This window comes from Streptomyces sp. AcH 505, from assembly GCF_000818175.1.
Classification (GTDB): domain Bacteria; phylum Actinomycetota; class Actinomycetes; order Streptomycetales; family Streptomycetaceae; genus Streptomyces.
On record NZ_JTIY01000001.1, the window covers coordinates 616,852 to 634,432 of the forward strand.

The 17,581-nt window shown below is 70.6% G+C and carries 13 protein-coding genes; 4 read left to right on the forward strand and 9 right to left on the reverse strand.

Annotated elements, in window-relative coordinates; translation table 11 throughout:
- The coding region (locus tag HY68_RS43415; RefSeq protein ID WP_198533195.1) for a helix-turn-helix domain-containing protein at positions 1-334 on the forward strand (334 nt) is incomplete at its 5' end.
- A 9-nt stretch (positions 335-343) separates the two neighbouring features.
- Here the strand turns inward: HY68_RS43415 and HY68_RS02825 are convergent.
- Both HY68_RS02825 and HY68_RS02830 read right to left on the reverse strand, forming a co-directional pair.
- The gene (locus HY68_RS02825; protein WP_078863398.1) at positions 344-1,192 is read right to left on the reverse strand and encodes a class I SAM-dependent methyltransferase; all 849 of its coding nucleotides are present in this window, start codon (positions 1,190-1,192) and stop codon (positions 344-346) included.
- Between the two features lie 73 nt (positions 1,193-1,265).
- The gene (locus HY68_RS02830; RefSeq protein ID WP_041995028.1) at positions 1,266-1,838 is read right to left on the reverse strand and encodes a TetR/AcrR family transcriptional regulator; all 573 of its coding nucleotides are present in this window, start codon (positions 1,836-1,838) and stop codon (positions 1,266-1,268) included.
- Between the two features lie 109 nt (positions 1,839-1,947).
- Here HY68_RS02830 and HY68_RS02835 point away from each other — a divergent pair, with 109 nt between their 5' ends.
- On the forward strand, positions 1,948-3,519 hold the full coding sequence (locus HY68_RS02835) for an MFS transporter (protein WP_041984055.1): 1,572 nt from the start codon (positions 1,948-1,950) through the stop codon (positions 3,517-3,519).
- Between the two features lie 74 nt (positions 3,520-3,593).
- Here HY68_RS02835 and serA read toward each other — a convergent pair whose 3' ends face one another.
- From serA to HY68_RS02865, 6 genes are all read right to left on the reverse strand, one after another.
- Positions 3,594-5,186, reverse strand: a complete 1,593-nt coding sequence (gene serA, locus HY68_RS02840) for a phosphoglycerate dehydrogenase (RefSeq protein ID WP_041984057.1) — start codon at positions 5,184-5,186, stop codon at positions 3,594-3,596.
- 372 nt (positions 5,187-5,558) lie between these two features.
- A complete protein-coding gene (gene ilvC, locus HY68_RS02845) occupies positions 5,559-6,557 on the reverse strand; it encodes a ketol-acid reductoisomerase (RefSeq protein WP_041984059.1) in 999 nt (332 codons plus the stop codon).
- Positions 6,558-6,670: 113 nt separating this feature from the next.
- Positions 6,671-7,198: an acetolactate synthase small subunit gene (gene ilvN / locus HY68_RS02850; protein ID WP_041984060.1), complete on the reverse strand. Its 528-nt coding sequence runs from the start codon at positions 7,196-7,198 to the stop codon at positions 6,671-6,673.
- Between the two features lie 35 nt (positions 7,199-7,233).
- Positions 7,234-9,096 carry an acetolactate synthase large subunit gene (locus tag HY68_RS02855; protein ID WP_041995030.1) on the reverse strand — a complete coding sequence of 621 codons (1,863 nt, stop codon included), beginning with the start codon at positions 9,094-9,096 and terminating at the stop codon, positions 7,234-7,236.
- A gap of 209 nt (positions 9,097-9,305) precedes the next feature.
- A complete protein-coding gene (locus HY68_RS02860) occupies positions 9,306-12,197 on the reverse strand; it encodes an EAL domain-containing protein (RefSeq protein ID WP_198533381.1) in 2,892 nt (963 codons plus the stop codon).
- 206 nt (positions 12,198-12,403) lie between these two features.
- Positions 12,404-13,342 (reverse strand): 2-hydroxyacid dehydrogenase, encoded by a 939-nt coding sequence (locus HY68_RS02865; RefSeq protein WP_041995033.1) that lies wholly within the window; start codon positions 13,340-13,342, stop codon positions 12,404-12,406.
- Positions 13,343-13,462: 120 nt separating this feature from the next.
- On the opposite strand from HY68_RS02865, the gene HY68_RS02870 reads away from it, so the two are divergent.
- Together HY68_RS02870 and HY68_RS02875 are read left to right on the forward strand one after the other, a co-directional pair.
- Positions 13,463-14,635, forward strand: coding sequence for a PQQ-dependent sugar dehydrogenase (locus tag HY68_RS02870; RefSeq protein ID WP_241778723.1), 1,173 nt, complete (start codon positions 13,463-13,465; stop codon positions 14,633-14,635).
- 36 nt (positions 14,636-14,671) lie between these two features.
- Positions 14,672-14,884, forward strand: a complete 213-nt coding sequence (locus tag HY68_RS02875; protein WP_328585180.1) for a DUF6191 domain-containing protein — start codon at positions 14,672-14,674, stop codon at positions 14,882-14,884.
- A gap of 4 nt (positions 14,885-14,888) precedes the next feature.
- Here HY68_RS02875 and HY68_RS02880 read toward each other — a convergent pair.
- The coding region (locus HY68_RS02880) for a helix-turn-helix transcriptional regulator (RefSeq protein WP_041984066.1) at positions 14,889-17,581 on the reverse strand (2,693 nt) is incomplete at its 5' end.

Genomic DNA, 17,581 nt, shown 5'->3' on the forward strand with positions numbered 1-17,581 from the left:
GGCGACGGCCGAGCCCCGGTTCGGCCCGGTGGCCCGCTGGACGGCGATCGGCCCGTACCGCCTGCTGACGGCCCTGCCTCCGGGCGCGGACCCCGCCGTGGTCCCGCTGCTGACCCCCGACCACGCCGAACTGGCGCACACCGCCGAGGTGTTCCTCGACCACGCGGGCCAGGCCGGCCGCACGGCTTCGGCCCTCGGCATCCACCGACAGACGCTGTACTACCGGCTGTCACGGATCGAGCAGCTGACCGGACTCGACCTGGACCAGGGCGAGGACCGGCTGCTGCTGCACATGTCCCTGAAGGCGGCCAGGATCCCGGCGGGGCCTCGGTAGGCGGTTTCGTCAGGCCGCGGGTTTGGTCGCGCGGATCGAGTACAGCAGGGGCAGCCGTGGGTGGCCCGCCGGGAAGCGATAGCCGGCCGGGGTGCCCTCCAGGACCGGGAAGCGCCGGAAGTACGTGACGTCGTGCTCGTGCAGGAACTCGATCCGCAGCCCGGCGGCGGCCAGTGCGGTCACCACCTCGCCGAGCGGGTGCGACCACTGCACGGAGACCGGCTTGTCGAGCGCCGGGCCGTCCGTGTAGGTGTACGGGTTGTCCCAGGTCTGGGCGTCCGCGTCGAAGTAGTCGTACCGCACGCTGCTGCCGTCCTCGGCCAGCATGTCGGGGAACGGATGGAACTCGGCGAGGTGGAAGGTGCCGCCGACGTCGAGCAGCGAGGCGACCACCCGGGCCCAGCGCGGCAGGTCCGGCAGCCACACCAGCGCGCCGAGTCCGGTGCAGACGATGTCGAAGCGCTCGCCGGGCAGCGCCGCCGCCGCGTCGTACACGTCGGAGACGACGAACCGGGCGCGGTCACTCGCGCCGATGTCCTCGGCCAGTGCGCGGGCGGTGCGGACGGCGGGTTCGGAGAAGTCCAGGCCGGTCACCTCGGCGCCGAGCCGGGCCCAGGACAGGGTGTCCTGGCCCATGTGGCACATCAGATGCAGCAGTCGCTTGCCGGTGACGTCACCGACCTCGGCCACCTCGAAATCCCGCAGGGTGGAGCGGCCGGCCCGGAAACCGGCCAGGTCGTAGTGGTCGCTCGCCTCGTGGACGCGTACCCGGTCGTTCCAGTTCTCCAGGTTCTGCCGGAGCCAGTCCGGGGTGGTGTCCTGGTCGGTGCCCGTCGGGGCGGAGTCGCCGTCGCTCATGGCCGCGACCGTACAAGCCGTCCCGGCCGTCCCACATCCGAATATCGGGCTCGCGGCCCCCGGTGACGGGCCGTCAGTCGTCCAGACCCGCGATCACCCGCAGGCCGTCCGTCAGGTCCTGGGCGCTGGGCGCCGTCTCCGGGTCGATGAACCACTGCGCCATCACGCCCGCCACCAGCGCCTGGTAGACGAGTCCGACCACGCGGGCCTTCTCGGGCTCCTTCGCCGGGTCGATGCCCTGGAAGATCTCCGCCATACCGTTGCGGCCCTCCACCTGGGGCCCCTTGAGCGCTTCCTTGAACGAGGGCTCCTCGTCGATCCGGGAGATCGTCTCGAACTGGAGCTTCCACAGCGCCCTGCTCGGTTCGAAGTTGCCGATGACCCGCTCCCAGACCGCGCGGAAGTTCTCCATCGGGTCCTTCGGCCGGTCCTCGACCGGCACCTGGGCGTCGATCACGTCCCCCCACTCCTCGGTCACCGCCAGGAAGGCCGCGTTGAGCAGGGCCTCCTTCGATCCGTAGTGGTAGCCGATGGAGGCGAGATTGGTCCCGGACGCCGCCACGATGTCCCGCGCGGTGGTCCTGGCATAGCCCTTTTCGAGCAGGCAGCGCTTGGCGCCGTCCAGCAGATCCTCACGATGTCCCATGTCAGAAGCGTAGCGCCGGATCATACGGACGTCATAGACGAATGTCCTACACGGACGTTCTATACAATCGTTCTAGACATTCGTGTAAGACGCTCGTACAGTTCTGCGCATGACGAACTCCGCCGCACCGCGCGCAGGCCGCAAGGAATGGACCGCCTTCACCGTCCTGTTGCTGCCGCTCCTTCTGGTCTCGATGGACGTCTCCGTCCTCTTCTTCGCGATCCCCTCCATCTCCAGGGAGTTGGACACGACCGCGACCCAGCAGCTGTGGATCATGGACATCTACGGCTTCGCACTCGCCGGGCTGCTCATCACGATGGGCTCCCTCGGTGACCGGATCGGCCGCCGCAAGCTGCTGCTGATCGGCGCCGCCGCCTTCGGTGTCGCCTCGGTCGGTGCGGCCTACGCGCAGAGCGCCGAGATGCTCATCGCCGCGCGTGCCCTGCTCGGTGTCGGCGGGGCCACGCTGATGCCCTCGACCATGGCGCTGGTGCGCAACATGTTCACGGACGACCGGCAGCGCAGTACGGCGATCGGCGTCTGGTCGGGCGCCATGGCCGGCGGAATCGCGCTCGGCTCCGTGCTGAGCGGCGTCATGCTGGACCACTTCTGGTGGGGCTCGGTCTTTCTGATCAATGTGCCGGCGATGCTGCTCCTGCTGGTCCTGGTCCCCCTGGTGGTACCGGAGTTCAAGGATCCGGAGCCGGGCAGATTCGATCTGCTGAGCGTGCCGCTGTCGATGGGCGCGGTACTGCCGCTGGTCTACGCGCTGAAGGAGATCGCCGCGCACGGCTTCGACACGGTCAGGGTGCTGGTGCTCGCCGCCGGTCTCGTCCTCGGTCATCTCTTCGTACGACGGCAGCGCCGCCGTGACGACGCGATGATCAGCCGGGCGCTGTTCCGGGGCCGTGGTTTCGGTGCGGGCGTCGGCCTCAACACCGTCGCGGCTTTCGCCATGATGGGCGCCAACTTCTTCGTCACGCAGTATCTGCAGTCGGTGCTCGGCATGGACACGATGGAGGCGGCGCTGTGGAGCATGGTGCCGTCCCTCGCCATCGGCGCGGCGGCGCCGGTGGCGACCCTGCTCGGCCACAAGACCGACCCGGCCTATGTGGTGTCGGGCGGGTTCGTGATCGCGGCGGCCGGTTTCGGGATCCTCGCCTTCACCGGGACCGACTCACTCGCGGTGGTGCTGGCCGGCTGCGCCGTGATGGGCGCCGGCATCGTCACCGTCATGGCGCTCGTCTCGGACCTGGCACTGGGCTCCGCCCCCGCGGAGAAGGCCGGTTCGGCCGCGTCCCTGATGGAGACGGGGCAGGAGTTCGGCGGGGCGCTCGGTATGGCGGTCCTCGGCAGCGTCGGTACGGCCGTCTACCGCAGGGACGTCGCGGACTCCGTCCCCGCCTCGCTGCCGGCGGGCGCGGCGCACACCGCCGGGGAGACGCTGAGCGGCGCCGCCGCGGTGGCCGGCCAACTGCCGGGCCGGGTGGGGGAATCGCTGCTGGCCGTGGCGCGCGAGGCGTTCGTGCACGGCATGCAGTTCGCCTCGGTCGGCGGGGCCGTGCTGGCGCTCGGCGCCGCTGTGCTCGCCACGACACTGCTGCGCCGGGCGGGGCGGTCCGCGGATCCCGTGGAGGCGCGGCCGCAGACAGAACCGTCGTCGTTCGTCTCCGCCGGCTGACCGGAACACGGCGAAGGGCCCGGCGGATGCCGGGCCCTTCGGTATGACGGGGTGTCCGTCGGTACCGGTCGGTATCAGTCGGTGAGGTTGACCGAACGGGCCGAGGCGGCGCCGATCTCCTCGCCGATCTCCGCGAGGACGTTGGCCGGGACCGTGTCGTCCACGGTGAGCACGACGAGGGCTTCGCCGCCCTCCTCGGCGCGCGAGACCTGCATACCGGCGATGTTCAGCCCGGCCTCGCCGAGGATCCGGCCGACCGTGCCGACCACACCGGGCCGGTCCTCGTAGCGCAGCACGATCATGTGGTCGGCCAGCGCCACATCGACGTCGTAGTCGCCGATCGCGACGACCTTCAGCAGATGCTTCGGGCCGGCCAGCGTGCCGGAGACGGAGACTTCCTCACCGCTCGACAGGGTGCCGCGCACGGTGACCACGTTGCGGTGGTTGGGCGACTCGCTCGACGTGGTGAGCCGGACCTCGACGCCACGCTCCTGGGCGAACAGCGGCGCGTTCACATAGCTCACGGTCTCCGCGACGATGTCCTCGAACACACCCTTGAGCGCGGACAGTTCGAGCACCTTCACGTCGTGCTGGGTGATCTCGCCGTAGACCTCGACATCGAGCCGCGCGGCGACCTCGCCCGCGAGCGCGGTGAAGATCCGGCCGAGCTTCTCGGCGAGCGGCAGACCGGGACGTACGTCCTGGGCGATGACGCCGCCCTGCACGTTGACCGCGTCCGGCACGAGTTCACCGGCGAGGGCGAGCCGCACGGACTTGGCCACGGCCACGCCCGCCTTCTCCTGCGCCTCGTCGGTGGAGGCGCCGAGGTGCGGCGTGGAGACGACCTGGTCGAACTCGAAGAGCGGGGAGTCCGTGCAGGGCTCCTTCGCGTACACGTCGAGACCGGCGCCCGCGACGCGGCCCTCCTTGAGGGCGGCGGCCAGCGCCGTCTCGTCCACGATCCCGCCACGCGCGGCGTTGACGATGCGCACGGTCGGCTTGACCTTGTGCAGCGCCTCGTCGCCGATCAGACCCAGCGTCTCGGGGGTCTTGGGCAGATGCACCGTGATGAAGTCGGAGACCGCGAGGAGTTCGTCGAGCGTGAGGAGCTTGACGCCCATCTGCGCGGCGCGGGCCGGCTGCACATAGGGGTCGTACGCCACGATGTTCATGCCGAAGGCGGACATGCGCTGGGCGACGAGCACGCCGATCCGGCCGAGGCCGACGACCCCGAGGGTCTTCTCGCTCAGCTCGACGCCGGTGTACTTGGAGCGCTTCCACTCGCCGTTCTTGAGCGCCGCGTTGGCCTGCGGGATGTGCCGGGCCGTGGCGATCAGCAGACCGCAGGCCAGCTCGGCCGCGGTCACGATGTTGGAGGTCGGTGCGTTGACGACCATCACGCCGGCCTTGGTGGCCGCCGACACGTCGACGTTGTCGAGGCCGACGCCGGCTCGGGCGACGACCTTCAACTTGCGCGCCGCGGCTACGGCTTCGGCGTCGACCTTGGTGGCCGAGCGGACGAGGATCGCGTCCACGTCGGCGATGGCGGGCAGCAGTTCCGCGCGGTCGGCGCCGTTGCAGTGCCGGATCTCGAAGTCCGGACCTAGCGCGTCGACAGTGGCGGGCGAAAGCTCTTCAGCGATGAGTACGACAGGTTTCGAGCTCACGTGTGTCCTCACAAGTCCCATTGCGGACGGCCGTCCCGACGGCCGCAGGCGGGTTCTGTCCGCGTGGAAGACGCACGACGCTGTGGGCCTGACGCGTATGTGTTTGGCAGTGTAGTGCTGCCGGGGCAGGCGTCTTCCGAATGCGCGGAATGATCACCCGTACGGGGCGGCCCGGCCCGTGGGCCGGGCCGCCCGGGGAGTGTCCGCGACGTATCGTCGTCCGCCCCTCGGGGCGGGGCCGGCGGTGGCTGGTGCGTGCGATCGCAAGGCGTCGGAGTGCCCTTGTAGCGGAGCTACTCGGGCAGTTCGGCAACGCCGCGAGCGTGCGTGCAAGCCGCCGCCGGCCAGACGAGACTGAGCGGACACGACCGCTTACGCCTCTTCGTCGACCCAGCTCATGAGCTTGCGGAGCTCGGCGCCGGTGGTCGCCAGCAGGCTCTCGCTGTCGGCCTTCTTGTACTCGTTGTACTTCTTCAGACCGCCGTGGTACTCGTCCATCCAGTTCTTGGCGAACGAGCCGTCCTGGATCTCGGCCAGGATCTTCTTCATCTCGGCCTTGGTGCCGTCGTTGATGATGCGCGGGCCGCTCACGTAGTCGCCCCACTCGGCGGTCTCCGAGATGGACCAGCGCATCTTCTCCAGGCCGCCCTCGTACATGAGGTCCACGATCAGCTTCAGCTCGTGGAGGCACTCGAAGTACGCGATCTCCGGCTGGTAGCCGGCCTCGGTCAGCGTCTCGAAGCCCGCCTTGACCAGCGCGGCGGTACCGCCGCAGAGCACGGCCTGCTCACCGAACAGGTCGGTCTCGGTCTCCTCGGTGAAGGTCGTCTTGATGACGCCGGCGCGGGTGCCGCCGATGCCCTTCGCGTAGCTGAGGGTCAGCGGGAACGCCTTGCCCGACGCGTCCTGCTCGACGGCCGCGATACACGGCACGCCGCGGCCTTCCTCGTACTGCCTGCGGACCAGGTGACCCGGGCCCTTGGGCGCGACCATGCAGACGTCGACATTGGCCGGCGGCTTGATGAAGCCGTAGCGGATGTTGAGGCCGTGGCCGAAGAACAGCGCGTCGCCGTCCTTCAGATGGTCCTTGATGGACTTCTCGTAGATCTCGCCCTGCAGCGGGTCCGGGACGAGGATCATGATGACGTCGGCCTCTTCGGCCGCTTCCTCGACCGAGACCACGCGCAGGCCCTGCTCCTCGGCCTTCGCCTTGGACTTCGAGCCCTCGTGCAGACCGACGCGGACGTCGACACCGGAGTCGCGCAGCGACAGCGCGTGGGCGTGGCCCTGGCTGCCGTAGCCGATGACCGCGACCTTGCGGTTCTGGATGAGGGACAGGTCTGCGTCGTCGTCGTAGAACAGCTCGGCCACTGGGTCTTCTCCTTGAAGTGCTGGTGTTACGTCCACCGTACGGCGGAGTGGGTATGGGCGGGTTCAGGGTCTCGGCATACGAGAGGGTGCGGAAGCGGCTGCGCCGCGCGGGGTCACGCGCTGCGGTCGAGGGCCCGCAGGCTGCGGTCCGTGATGGACCGCGCGCCGCGCCCTATGGCGATCGTCCCGGACTGGACGAGCTCCTTGACGCCGTACTGCTCCAGCATCTTGAGCATCGCGTCGAGCTTGTCGCTCGATCCGGTGGCCTCGATCGTGACGGCGTCGGGTGAGACGTCGACGGTCTTGGCGCGGAACAGCTGGACGATCTCGACGATCTGGGAGCGGGTCTCGCTGTCGGCGCGCACCTTCACCAGGACGAGCTCGCGCTGGATCGCGGCGCCGGGCTCGAGTTCGACGATCTTCAGGACGTTGACCAGCTTGTTGAGCTGCTTCGTCACCTGTTCGAGCGGCAGGTCCTCGACATTGACCACGATGGTGATGCGGGAGATGTCGGGGTGTTCGGTGACGCCGACGGCGAGTGAGTCGATGTTGAAGCCGCGGCGGGAGAACAGGGCGGCGATCCGGGCGAGGATGCCGGGCGTGTTCTCCACCAGGACGGAGAGTGTGTGCTTGGTGGACATGTGTCGGTCTCGCTGTCTCTCTCGGGCTTCTCGGCTCAGTCGTCTTGGCTGTCGCCGAAGTCGGGACGGACGCCCAGGGCGGCCATGACCTCGTCGTTGGAGGTGCCGGCCGCGACCATCGGCCAGACCTGCGCGTCCTCGTGGACGATGAAGTCGACGACGACCGGGCGGTCGTTGATGGAGTTGGCCTTGGCGATCACCGCGTCCAGCTCCTCCGGGGACTCGCAGCGCATGGCGACACAGCCCATGGCCTCGGAGAGCTTCACGAAGTCCGGGACACGGGTGCCCGAGCTGGGGCCCTCGGCGCCCGTGCTCTGGTGCAGCACGGTGTTGGAGTACCGCTCGTTGTAGAACAGCGTCTGCCACTGCCGGACCATGCCGAGCGCGCCGTTGTTGATGATCGCGACCTTGATCGGGATGTTGTTGAGCGCGCAGGTGGTCAGTTCCTGATTGGTCATCTGGAAGCAGCCGTCGCCGTCGATCGCCCAGACCATCCGGTCCGGCTGGCCCGCCTTGGCGCCCATGGCGGCCGGCACCGCGTAGCCCATCGTGCCCGCGCCACCGGAGTTGAGCCAGGTGGCGGGCTTCTCGTAGTCGATGAAGTGGGCGGCCCACATCTGGTGCTGGCCGACGCCGGCGGCGAAGATCGTGTCGTCGTCGGCGAGTTGGCCGATGCGCTGGATGACCTGCTGCGGCGAGAGGCTGCCGTCGGCCGGCTGGTCGTAGCCGAGCGGGTAGGTCTCGCGCCAGCGGTTGAGGTCCTTCCACCAGGACGCGTAGCCGGAGGCGGCCGCCTCGCCGACGCTGCCCTCGGTGTGCTCGGCCTGGACCGCCTGGACCAGGTCGGCGAGGACCTCACGGGCGTCCCCGACGATCGGCACGTCGGCCGCGCGGTTCTTGCCGATCTCCGCCGGGTCGATGTCGGCGTGGACGATCTTGGCGTGCGGGGCGAAGCTGTCCAGCCTGCCGGTGACACGGTCGTCGAAACGGGCTCCGAGGGCGATGATCAGATCGGCCTTCTGCAGCGCGGTGACGGCGGTGACCGCACCGTGCATGCCCGGCATTCCCACGTGCAGCGGGTGGCTGTCGGGGAACGATCCCAGCGCCATCAGGGTGGTGGTGACGGGCGCTCGGGTGAGTTCGGCGAGGACCTTCAGCTCGGCGGTGGCACCGGACTTGATGACGCCGCCGCCGACGTACAGCACCGGGCGCTTGGCCTGGCTGATCAGCTTGGCGGCCTCCCGGATCTGCTTGGCGTGCGGCTTGGTCACCGGGCGGTAGCCGGGCAGCTCCATGACGGGCGGCCAGCTGAAGGTCGTCCGGGCCTGGAGCGCGTCCTTGGCGATGTCGACCAGGACGGGTCCCGGGCGGCCGGTCGAGGCGATGTGGAAGGCCTCCGCGATGGTGCGCGGGATGTCCTCCGCCTTGGTGACCAGGAAGTTGTGCTTGGTGATCGGCATCGTGATGCCGCAGATGTCGGCTTCCTGGAAGGCGTCGGTGCCGATCGCCTTGCTGGCCACCTGGCCGGTGATCGCGACCATCGGCACGGAGTCCATGTGCGCGTCGGCGATCGGGGTGACGAGGTTGGTGGCGCCGGGTCCCGAGGTGGCGATGCAGACACCCACCTTGCCGGTGGCCTGCGCGTACCCCTCGGCGGCGTGGCCCGCGCCCTGCTCGTGGCGGACGAGGATGTGGCGGACCCGGGTCGAGTCCATCATCGGGTCGTAGGCGGGGAGGATCGCGCCGCCGGGGATGCCGAATACCGTGTCGGCCCCCACTTCCTCAAGAGAACGGATGAGGGACTGCGCGCCCGTCACGTGCTCGACTGTGCTGGACGACGATCCGCCGTTTCGGGCCCGCGGCTGCGGATGGTGGGCCCCGGTGGCCTGCTCGGTCATCGGCATTCTCTTCTCGAAGCTGAGGGTTTTTGCGAGGGTTTCAGATGTGTCGGTGCAACAAAAAACCCCTCGTGCCGTGAGGCAAGCGAGGGGAGCGCGTCGGGGTGGTCCACAGAGCCGGTTCGGGGCTCCGCTTAGCCGACGCGCTGTCCAAGTACGAGAATTCGGGTGCGCATGGCAATGACCCTCCCTCCGGCGCGCCATAACTGTCAAGTGGGTGGGACTGGCGTCTCATTATTTGAACGGCTCGACGGCAGCGGGATCCGGTCGGAGGGCCGGGGCACCCGGTCGGACGCGAGCATCCTGGCCCGCCGTACGGGCAGTGCGCCGGTGGTCAGGGCCGGGCCGGTCAGAACGGGTACGGGGGCGGCGCCGGGCAGCGGATAGACGCCGCGCACGAGGGCGCGGCGCAGCCGGTGTTCGTCGAGGGGGCCCGAGAAGGCCATGCCCTGACCATGGGTGCAGCCCATGGCGCGCAGGGCGACGACCTGCTCGGGTAAGTCGATCCCCTCGGCCACGGACTCGATGCCGAGGTCGCAGGCGATCCTGAGCAGCCCTGCGGTGATCTTGTGCAGCCGGGCGGATTCCACGACGCCCTCGACCAGGCCGCGGTCGAGTTTCAGTACGTCGACGGGGAGTCTGCGCAGGGCGTTTATCGCCGCGTAGCCACTGCCGAAGCCGTCGAGGGCGATCCGTACGCCGAGCCTGCGCAGCGCGGCCAGCCGGTGCTCCAGCTCGTCGAGGGAGCTGCGCGGGTCGCTGTCGGCCAGCTCGATCATCAGGGCCCCCGAAGGCAGCCTGTGGCGCGTCAGCAGGGTCTCGATGGAGCCGAGGGGCATGGACCGGTCGAGCAGCTTGCGGGCCGGGAGACGGACGGCCACGGGCGCGCGATGGCCGGTCCTGGCGCGGTCCGCCGCCTGTTCGACGGCCTCTTCGAGGAGCCAGCGGCCGAGTTCGGCGGTGCGGTCGCCGTCGTCGGCGGTGCGCAGGAACTCGGCGGGGGTGAAGAGGATGCCCTGGGCGGAGCGCCAGCGGGCCTGGGCGGCGACGGCGGAGACCCGGCCGGTGGTGAGGTTGACCACCGGCTGGTGGAGCAGGGCGAATTCGCCGTCGCGCAGGGCGGTGCGCAGCCGGGCGGCGAGCTGGGTCCTGCGGACCACGTCGGCCTGCATCTGGGGCGCGTACAGCTCGACGCGGTCCTTGCCCGCCGCCTTGGCGCGGTACATGGCGAGGTCGGCGTTGCGCATGAGGTCGGTGGGGGTGATGCCGGGTTCGGCGAAGGCGACGCCGATGGACGCGGCGACCCGTACGTCGTTGCCGTCGATCCGGTAGGGCTGGGAGAGCCCCAGCCGCAGCCGGTCGGCGATCTCGTGGACCTGGTACTCACGCGCCCGCTGGTCGCAGCCGCCGTCGCCGAGGACGAGGGCGGCGAACTCGTCGCCGCCGAGCCTGGCCGCGGTGTCGCCGGCGCGCACGGACTCCTGGAGCCGCCGGGCGGCGTGGATCAGCAGTTCGTCGCCGACCTGATGGCCGAGCCGGTCGTTGACGCCCTTGAACCCGTCGAGGTCGATGAAGAGCACGGCCGTGCCGGGGTCGGTGGCGCGGCGGCCGCCGAGTGCCTGGCGTACCCGCTCGGTGAACAGCGCGCGGTTGGGCAGGTCGGTGAGCGGGTCGTGCTCGGCGTTGTGCTGCAACTGGGCCTGGAGGCGGACCCGTTCGGTCACATCGCGGCTGTTGAAGATCAGCCCGCCCTGGTGCCGGTTGACGGTGGACTCGACGTTGAGCCAGTCCCCGCCGCCCGACCTGAAGCGGCATTCGATCCGGGTCGTCGGCTCCTCGGCGGGCGGGGTGGCCAGGAACCGGCGCACTTCGTGGACGACCTGGCCGAGATCGTCGGGGTGGATGATCGAGGACAGCTCGGAGCCGACGAGATCGTCCGCCTCACGTCCGTAGACACCGGCCGCCGCCGGACTGACGTAGCGCAGGGTGCCGGAGGGTTCGGCGATCATGATGACGTCGCTCGACCCCTGGACCAGTGACCGGAAGTGGTTCTCCTTCTGGGCCAGTTCCTGGGTGAGCGCGATGTTGTCGACGAGCATGATGCCCTGCCGGACGACGAGGGCCAGCACCACCGTGCAGCCGGTGAGCACGACCACCCGGTCGACCCTGCGGCCCTCGATCACGTTGTAGAGGATCCCCAACGTGCAGACGGCGGCGGCGAGATACGGCGTGAGGGCGGCGAGCGAGCCGGCCACCGGGCGGCCGACGTGGCGGGGCTGGCGGGTGTACGAGGGGATCTCGGGCAGCCGGCGTACGCCCCAGGGCGCGTAGGCGAGCAGGAGTGATCCCGCGAACCAGCCGGCGTCGAGGAGCTGGCCCGAGCGGTAGCTGGCGCGCAGCAGCGGCGAGGTGAACAGGGCGTCGCACAGCACCGTCAGCGCCAGGGCGGCGATCGCCGTGTTCACCGCGGAGCGGCTGCCGGTGGCCCGCCGGAAGTGCAGCGCGAGCACCATGCTGACCAGGACGATGTCGAGCAGCGGATACGCGAGGGACAGGGCGGCCTGGGCGACGCTCTCCCCGTCGAAGTGCGCGGTGTGGGCGAGGGCGAGGCTCCAGGAGAGGGTGAGCAGCGAGCCGCCGATGAGCCAGGAGTCCAGCGCGAGGCAGACCCAACCGGCCTTGGTGACCGGCCGTTTGGCGAGGACGAGCAGTCCGACGATGGCGGGCGGCGCGAAGCAGAGGAAGAACAGGTCGGCGAGGGAGAGGCTGGGCACCTGCTCGCCGAGCACGACCTCGTACCAGCCCCAGACCGCGTTCCCGCCGGCCGCCATCAGCGAGGAGAACGAGAACAGCAGCCAGGCGGGCCGGAAGCGGCTGTCCCTGCCGCGCGCGTAGAGGAGGCAGGAGACCGAGGCGATCAGCGCCGCGATGCTCAGGCCGAAGTCGCCCATGAACAGGGCCACTTCCGGCGATCCCCAGCCGAGGGCGGCGCCGGTGGCGTAACCACCGCAGATCAGGGCGAGGCAGAGCTGCGCGAGCACTCCTGTCGGCCCGCCGCCGGAGACCGGCGGCCGGGCCAGGAGCACCCCCTCGGCGCTCACCGGGGTGTCCGAGGCCGCCATCGGCGGCCCTGTCGCGTCGGATCGTTGGTCCATCGGCCGTGCATCGCCCGTCGCCCCCTCGGATTCGAACCGCTCCCTCGCGCTGCCCCACCGTGGTGCAGCCCCCAGATCGGGACGATACACCAGACTCGTCACTCAGGGACATAGTTCTTCTACTCTCCGTGACCACCAGGGGTGTTGTGGGTTCACCCCGTCGTGCGGACCACGTTCCGTACTTCTTCCCCGTTGGCGAAGCGGGTGAGTTGGGCGGCGAGCAGCCGCTTGGCGCGCGGCAGGAACGCCGATGTCGAGCCGCCCACGTGCGGGCTGATCAGGACACCCGGAGCATGCCAGAGCGGGTGGCCCGGCGGGAGCGGTTCGGGATCTGTGACGTCCAGGGCAGCGGTGATCCGGCCACTCTCCAGCTCGGCGACGAGTGCGTCGGTGTCGGCGACGGGGCCGCGTGCGACGTTCACGAAGAGCGCGCCGTCCTTCATGGCCGCCAGGAATCCGGCGTCCGCCAGGCCTTTCGTCTCTTCGGTGAGCGGGGTCGAGACGATCACCACGTCGGCGTCGGGCAGCAGTTCGGGCAGTTCGGTGAACGCGTGGATCTCGCCGCGCTCCGTGGTGCGCGCGGAGCGCGCGACGCGCACCACCCGCGCGCACTCGAACGCCGCGAGCCGGTCCTCGATCGCCGCGCCGATCGACCCGTAACCGACGATCAGGACGGACTTGTCGGCGAGCGCCGGGTAGAAACCGGAGCGCCAGTCCTCCTGGCGCTGCCCTTCGACGAAGCGCGGGATGCCGCGCAGCGAGGCGAGGACGAGGGCGAGGGTGAGCTCGGCGGTGCTGGCCTCGTGGACGCCCTTGGCGTTGCAGAGCAGGACGCCGGGGCGCAGTCCGGCGAGCCCGGGCGTGACATGGTCGACCCCTGCGGAGAGGGTCTGCACGACGCGTACCGACTTCATTTCGGCCATCGGCCGCAGCGTGACGTCCATCGGCTTCATGTACGGAACGACGTAGAAGGCGCAGTCGGCGGGGGCCGCGGGGTAGTCGTCACCGCCGTCCCAGAAGCGGTAGGTGAGGCCGCCGGGGAGTCCTGCCACCTCGTCGGCCTGGAAGGGGAGCCATATCTCTGGGGTCATGGTCACGAGGCTATTCGACGCCGTCGAAGGGGGCGCACGGCGGATTCTTGCCGTGTGAGGGGGAACCCGGGACGCGGCGGCGGTGTAAGAACTGACGTGGATGACGTAACCGTCGAAGGGATCGGAACAGTGCGACGTTCAGCAGTGACGGCGGGACTGGCCGCTGCCGCGCTTCTCGTGGTCACCGGATGCTCCTCGGACGACGGGCCGGGGCCGCTCGGCGGCCGCAGCGCGCCGTCGGGTCCCGCGACCTCCTCGGCGCCGGCCGGCGTGACGCCGAGCGCCTCGCTCCCGCCGGCGAAGGGCACGGTGCGGGTGGTCTCCACCCTCGCCGAGGGGCTCAAGTCGCCGTGGGGGCTCGCGGAGCTGCCCGAGGGCGATCTGCTCGTCTCGTCGCGTGACGAGGGGACGATCACCCGGGTCGACGCGGAGAGCGGCAAGAAGACGGTGATCGGCTCGGTGCCCGGGGTCGCCCCGGCGGGCGAGGGCGGTCTGCTGGGGATCGCCCTGTCCCCCACGTACGCCTCGGACCACATGGTCTACGCGTTCTTCACGACCGAGTCGGACAACCGCATCGCGCGGATGCTCTACGACGAGAAGAAGCCGGCCGACGAGCAGCTGGGATCGCCCGACACGATTCTGCGCGGCATCCCGAAGGGCAACATCCACAACGGCGGCCGGATCGCCTTCGGCCCGGACAAGATGCTGTACGCGGGCACGGGTGAGACGGGCGACCGCGGGCTGGGGCAGGATCTCAAGTCCCTGGCGGGCAAGATCCTGCGGATGACGCCGGACGGGCGGCCCGCCCCCGGCAATCCCTATCCGAACTCCCTCGTCTACTCGCCGGGGCACCGCAATGTGCAGGGTCTCGCCTGGGACGCGGACAACCGGCTGTGGGCCTCCGAATTCGGCCAGGACACCTGGGACGAGCTGAATCTGATCGAGCCGGGGAAGAACTACGGCTGGCCGGTGGTCGAGGGCAAGGCACACAAGGCGGGCTATGTGGACCCGGTGGTCCAGTGGCGGACGAGCGAGGCGTCACCGAGCGGCATCGCCTACGCGGAGGGGTCCATCTGGATGGCGGGACTGCGCGGCGAGCGGCTGTGGCGCGTTCCGCTCGACGGCCGGGAATCCGAAGCGCCCGCCCAGGCGTTCCTGGAGGGTAAGTACGGCCGCCTGCGCACGGTGCTCTCGGCCGGCGGCGACAAGGTGTGGCTGGTGACCAGCGAGACGGACACCCGCGGCACCCCGCAACCCGGTGACGACAAGATCCTTCAGCTGAAGGTCTCGTAGCCGGGGGTAGCGAGAGGTGGGCTGTCCGTGTTCAACATGATCGAGGACCTGTTCTCTCCTGGGCGCAAACACACCCATGAGGAGCAGAAGCGGCAGGAGCTGAGCCGGGTCGATGTCGAGGACAACGACCCGGGGCGCGGTCCGATAGATCTCGCGTCGGGGAAGGTGACGATGCGGGCCAAGCCGCAGCCGGAGGCCGGCGCCGAGCCGGAATCCGACGCGGAGCCGCCGGACGCCGCCCCCGCATAGCGGCTCAGCTGTAGAGACCGAGCCGGTGCGCCGTGGCCGCCGCTTCCGTGCGGCCCGAGACGCCGAGCTTGGCCAGGATGTTCGAGACGTGCACGCTGGCGGTCTTCGGTGAGATGTACAGCTCCTCGGCGATCCGGCGGTTGCTCAGCCCGTCCGTGACCAGGCGCAGCACATCCCGCTCGCGCGGCGTGAGCCCGAGCGCCTTCGCGGGCTCCGCCTCGGCGGCGGGGCCCTGACCGCGCGCCCCGTCGAGGGTGATCCGGGCCCGCCCCGCCAGCAGCTCGATCTCCTCGGACAGCGGACGCGCGCCGAGCGTGGCCGCCGCGGCCTGCGCCTGGCCGAGCAGTTCGGTGATGTCCGCGCGGTCTGCGTGCAGGTCGAGCAGGGCCGCCGCCCAGCGCAGCCGGACCAGTGCCAGCTGGTAGGGGCGCCGCTGCTCCTCGAATGCGGCGGCGGCCCGTGCCCAGAGCGTGGGGTCGGTGCTCCCGGCGGCGCGGGCGCGCTCCGCTTCGAGCAGCAGTCCGTAGGCGTGCCAGATCGGTACGTAGGTGGGCAGCCGCTTGGCCTGCTGGGCGATGACGTCGAGGATCTCGGCCCGCTCGGGGTCGGCGGCGGGCAGCCCCCGGGCGTCCGCCTCCATCGCGGCGGCCGCGCACAGGAACGGCAGCGCGTAGCGCTGGGTGCCGGGGGCGAAGTCCTTGGTGGTCCGCCGGAATTCGGCTCTGGCCTCGTCGAGCTTGCCCAGCCGGGCGGCGACGGTCATCGCGAGCCGGGCCGGTGTGATGAGGTGCTGCGGCTGGGGGTCGTGGGTGCCGAAGAGCTCCCGCGCCAGGGTGACCTGCCGCTGCGCCTCGCCGACGTCGCCCCGGGCGACGGCCAGTTCGGCGCGGTGCGAGGCGATCATGCCGCGCGCCTTCCGGGACTGGGCGAGCGTCTGCGAGGTGTCGAGGGCCGCCGCCGACTCGTCCCAGCGGCCGAGCGAGAAGAGCGACTGGGCCTGGTTGTTCAGGACCCAGGACTCCATGTCGGCGAGCCCCCGGTCGTGGCAGACCTCGATGCCGTGCTCGGCTGCGGCCAGCGCCTCCTCGGAGCGGCCCATGCCCTCCAGGGTCGAGGGAAGGTTGATGCTGGCCCGGCTCATGATCGAGACGAGCCCCAGCTCGTCGGCGCGGTCGCGCACCTCGTACATCTCGGCCAGGCCCTCGGCGACCCCGCCCGACTCGGCGGCCAGCCAGCCCCGTACCAGCCGGGCGTCCAGTTCGGTGTGGTCGGCGCCGACCAGCCGCGCGTACTCGACGGCGCGGTCGGCGGCGATCAGGGTGTCGGGTCCCGGCCGGTGCAGCGCGCCCCAGCTGGCGACGAAGACCAGCACCTCGGCGTGGACGGCGGACGGCGGCAGCCCGCGCACCAGCTCCTGGGCCACGGCCAGTTCCTCCCAGCCGTCCCCCCGGGTGAGGTCCTGCATGAGCCGGGAGCGCTGCGCCCAGAACCACGCGGCGCGCAGCGGGTCGTGCTGCCCCTTCAGGACGCGGGTGGCCTTCTTGGCCAGGGCCAGGGCCCGGTCCCGGTCGCCGCCGAAGCGCGCGGCGACGGTCGCCTCGGCCATCAGGTCCAGGTAGTTCAGCGGCGCGGGCCCGCCCGCCTCGCTGTCCGGTACGAAGATCTCGGCGTCGTCCGGCGGCCACAGCGTGGCCCTGACCTCCTCCGGCGCGCTGTCCCACAGCTCCATCGCCCGCTCCAGCAGCTCCAGTTGCTCGGAGTGCGCGAAGCGCTGCCGGGCCTCTGCGGAGGCGCGCAGCACGACGGGGAGGGCCTTCGCCGCGTCATGTGCCTTGTACCAGTAGCTGGCGAGCCGGGTGGTGCGCTCGTCCGCCCTGACGAGGGCGGGGTCGGCCTCCAGCGCCTGCGCGTACCGGCGGTTGAGCCGGGACCGCTCGCCGGGCAGCAGGTCGTCGCTGACCGCCTCACGCACCAGCGAGTGGCGGAAGCGGTAGCCGTCGCCGTCCGCCGTGGGCAGCAGGATGTTGGCGCCGACGGCGGCCCGCAGCGCACCGATCAGGTCGTCCTCGCCGAGCCGCGCCACGGCCAGCAGCAGCGGGTACTCCACGGTGGTGCCGCCTTCGGCGACGATCCTGGTGAGCCGCTGGGCTTCCTCGGGCAGCGTCTCGACCCGTACGAGCAGCAGGTCACGCAGGGAGTCGCTGAGGCCGCTGAGGCAGCCGTCCTCGATGGAGCAGATCAGCTCCTCGACGAAGAAGGCGTTGCCGTCGGAGCGTTCGAAGATCTGGTCGAGCAGCGGTGGTTCGGGTTCGGCGCCGAGGATGCCGGTCAGCTGGCGCCGGACCTCGGCGCGGTTGAACCGGGGCAGTTCGACGCGGCGCACCGAGCGCAGCCGGTCCAGTTCGGCGAGGAGCGGGCGCAGCGGGTGGCGGCGGTGGATGTCGTCGGCGCGGTAGGTGGCGATCACGACGAGCCGGCCGCGGCGCAGGGCGCGGAAGAGATAGGCGAGGAGATGGCGGGTCGAGGTGTCGGCCCAGTGCAGGTCCTCCAGGACCAGGACGACCGTGCGGTCGGCGGCGAGCCGCTCCAGCAGCCGGGCCGTCAGCTCGAAGAGCCGGGCGGTGCCGTCCTCGCCGAGGGTGCCGCCGCGCGACTGGCCCAGCTCGGGCAGGATCCTGGCCAGCTCCTCCTCCTGGC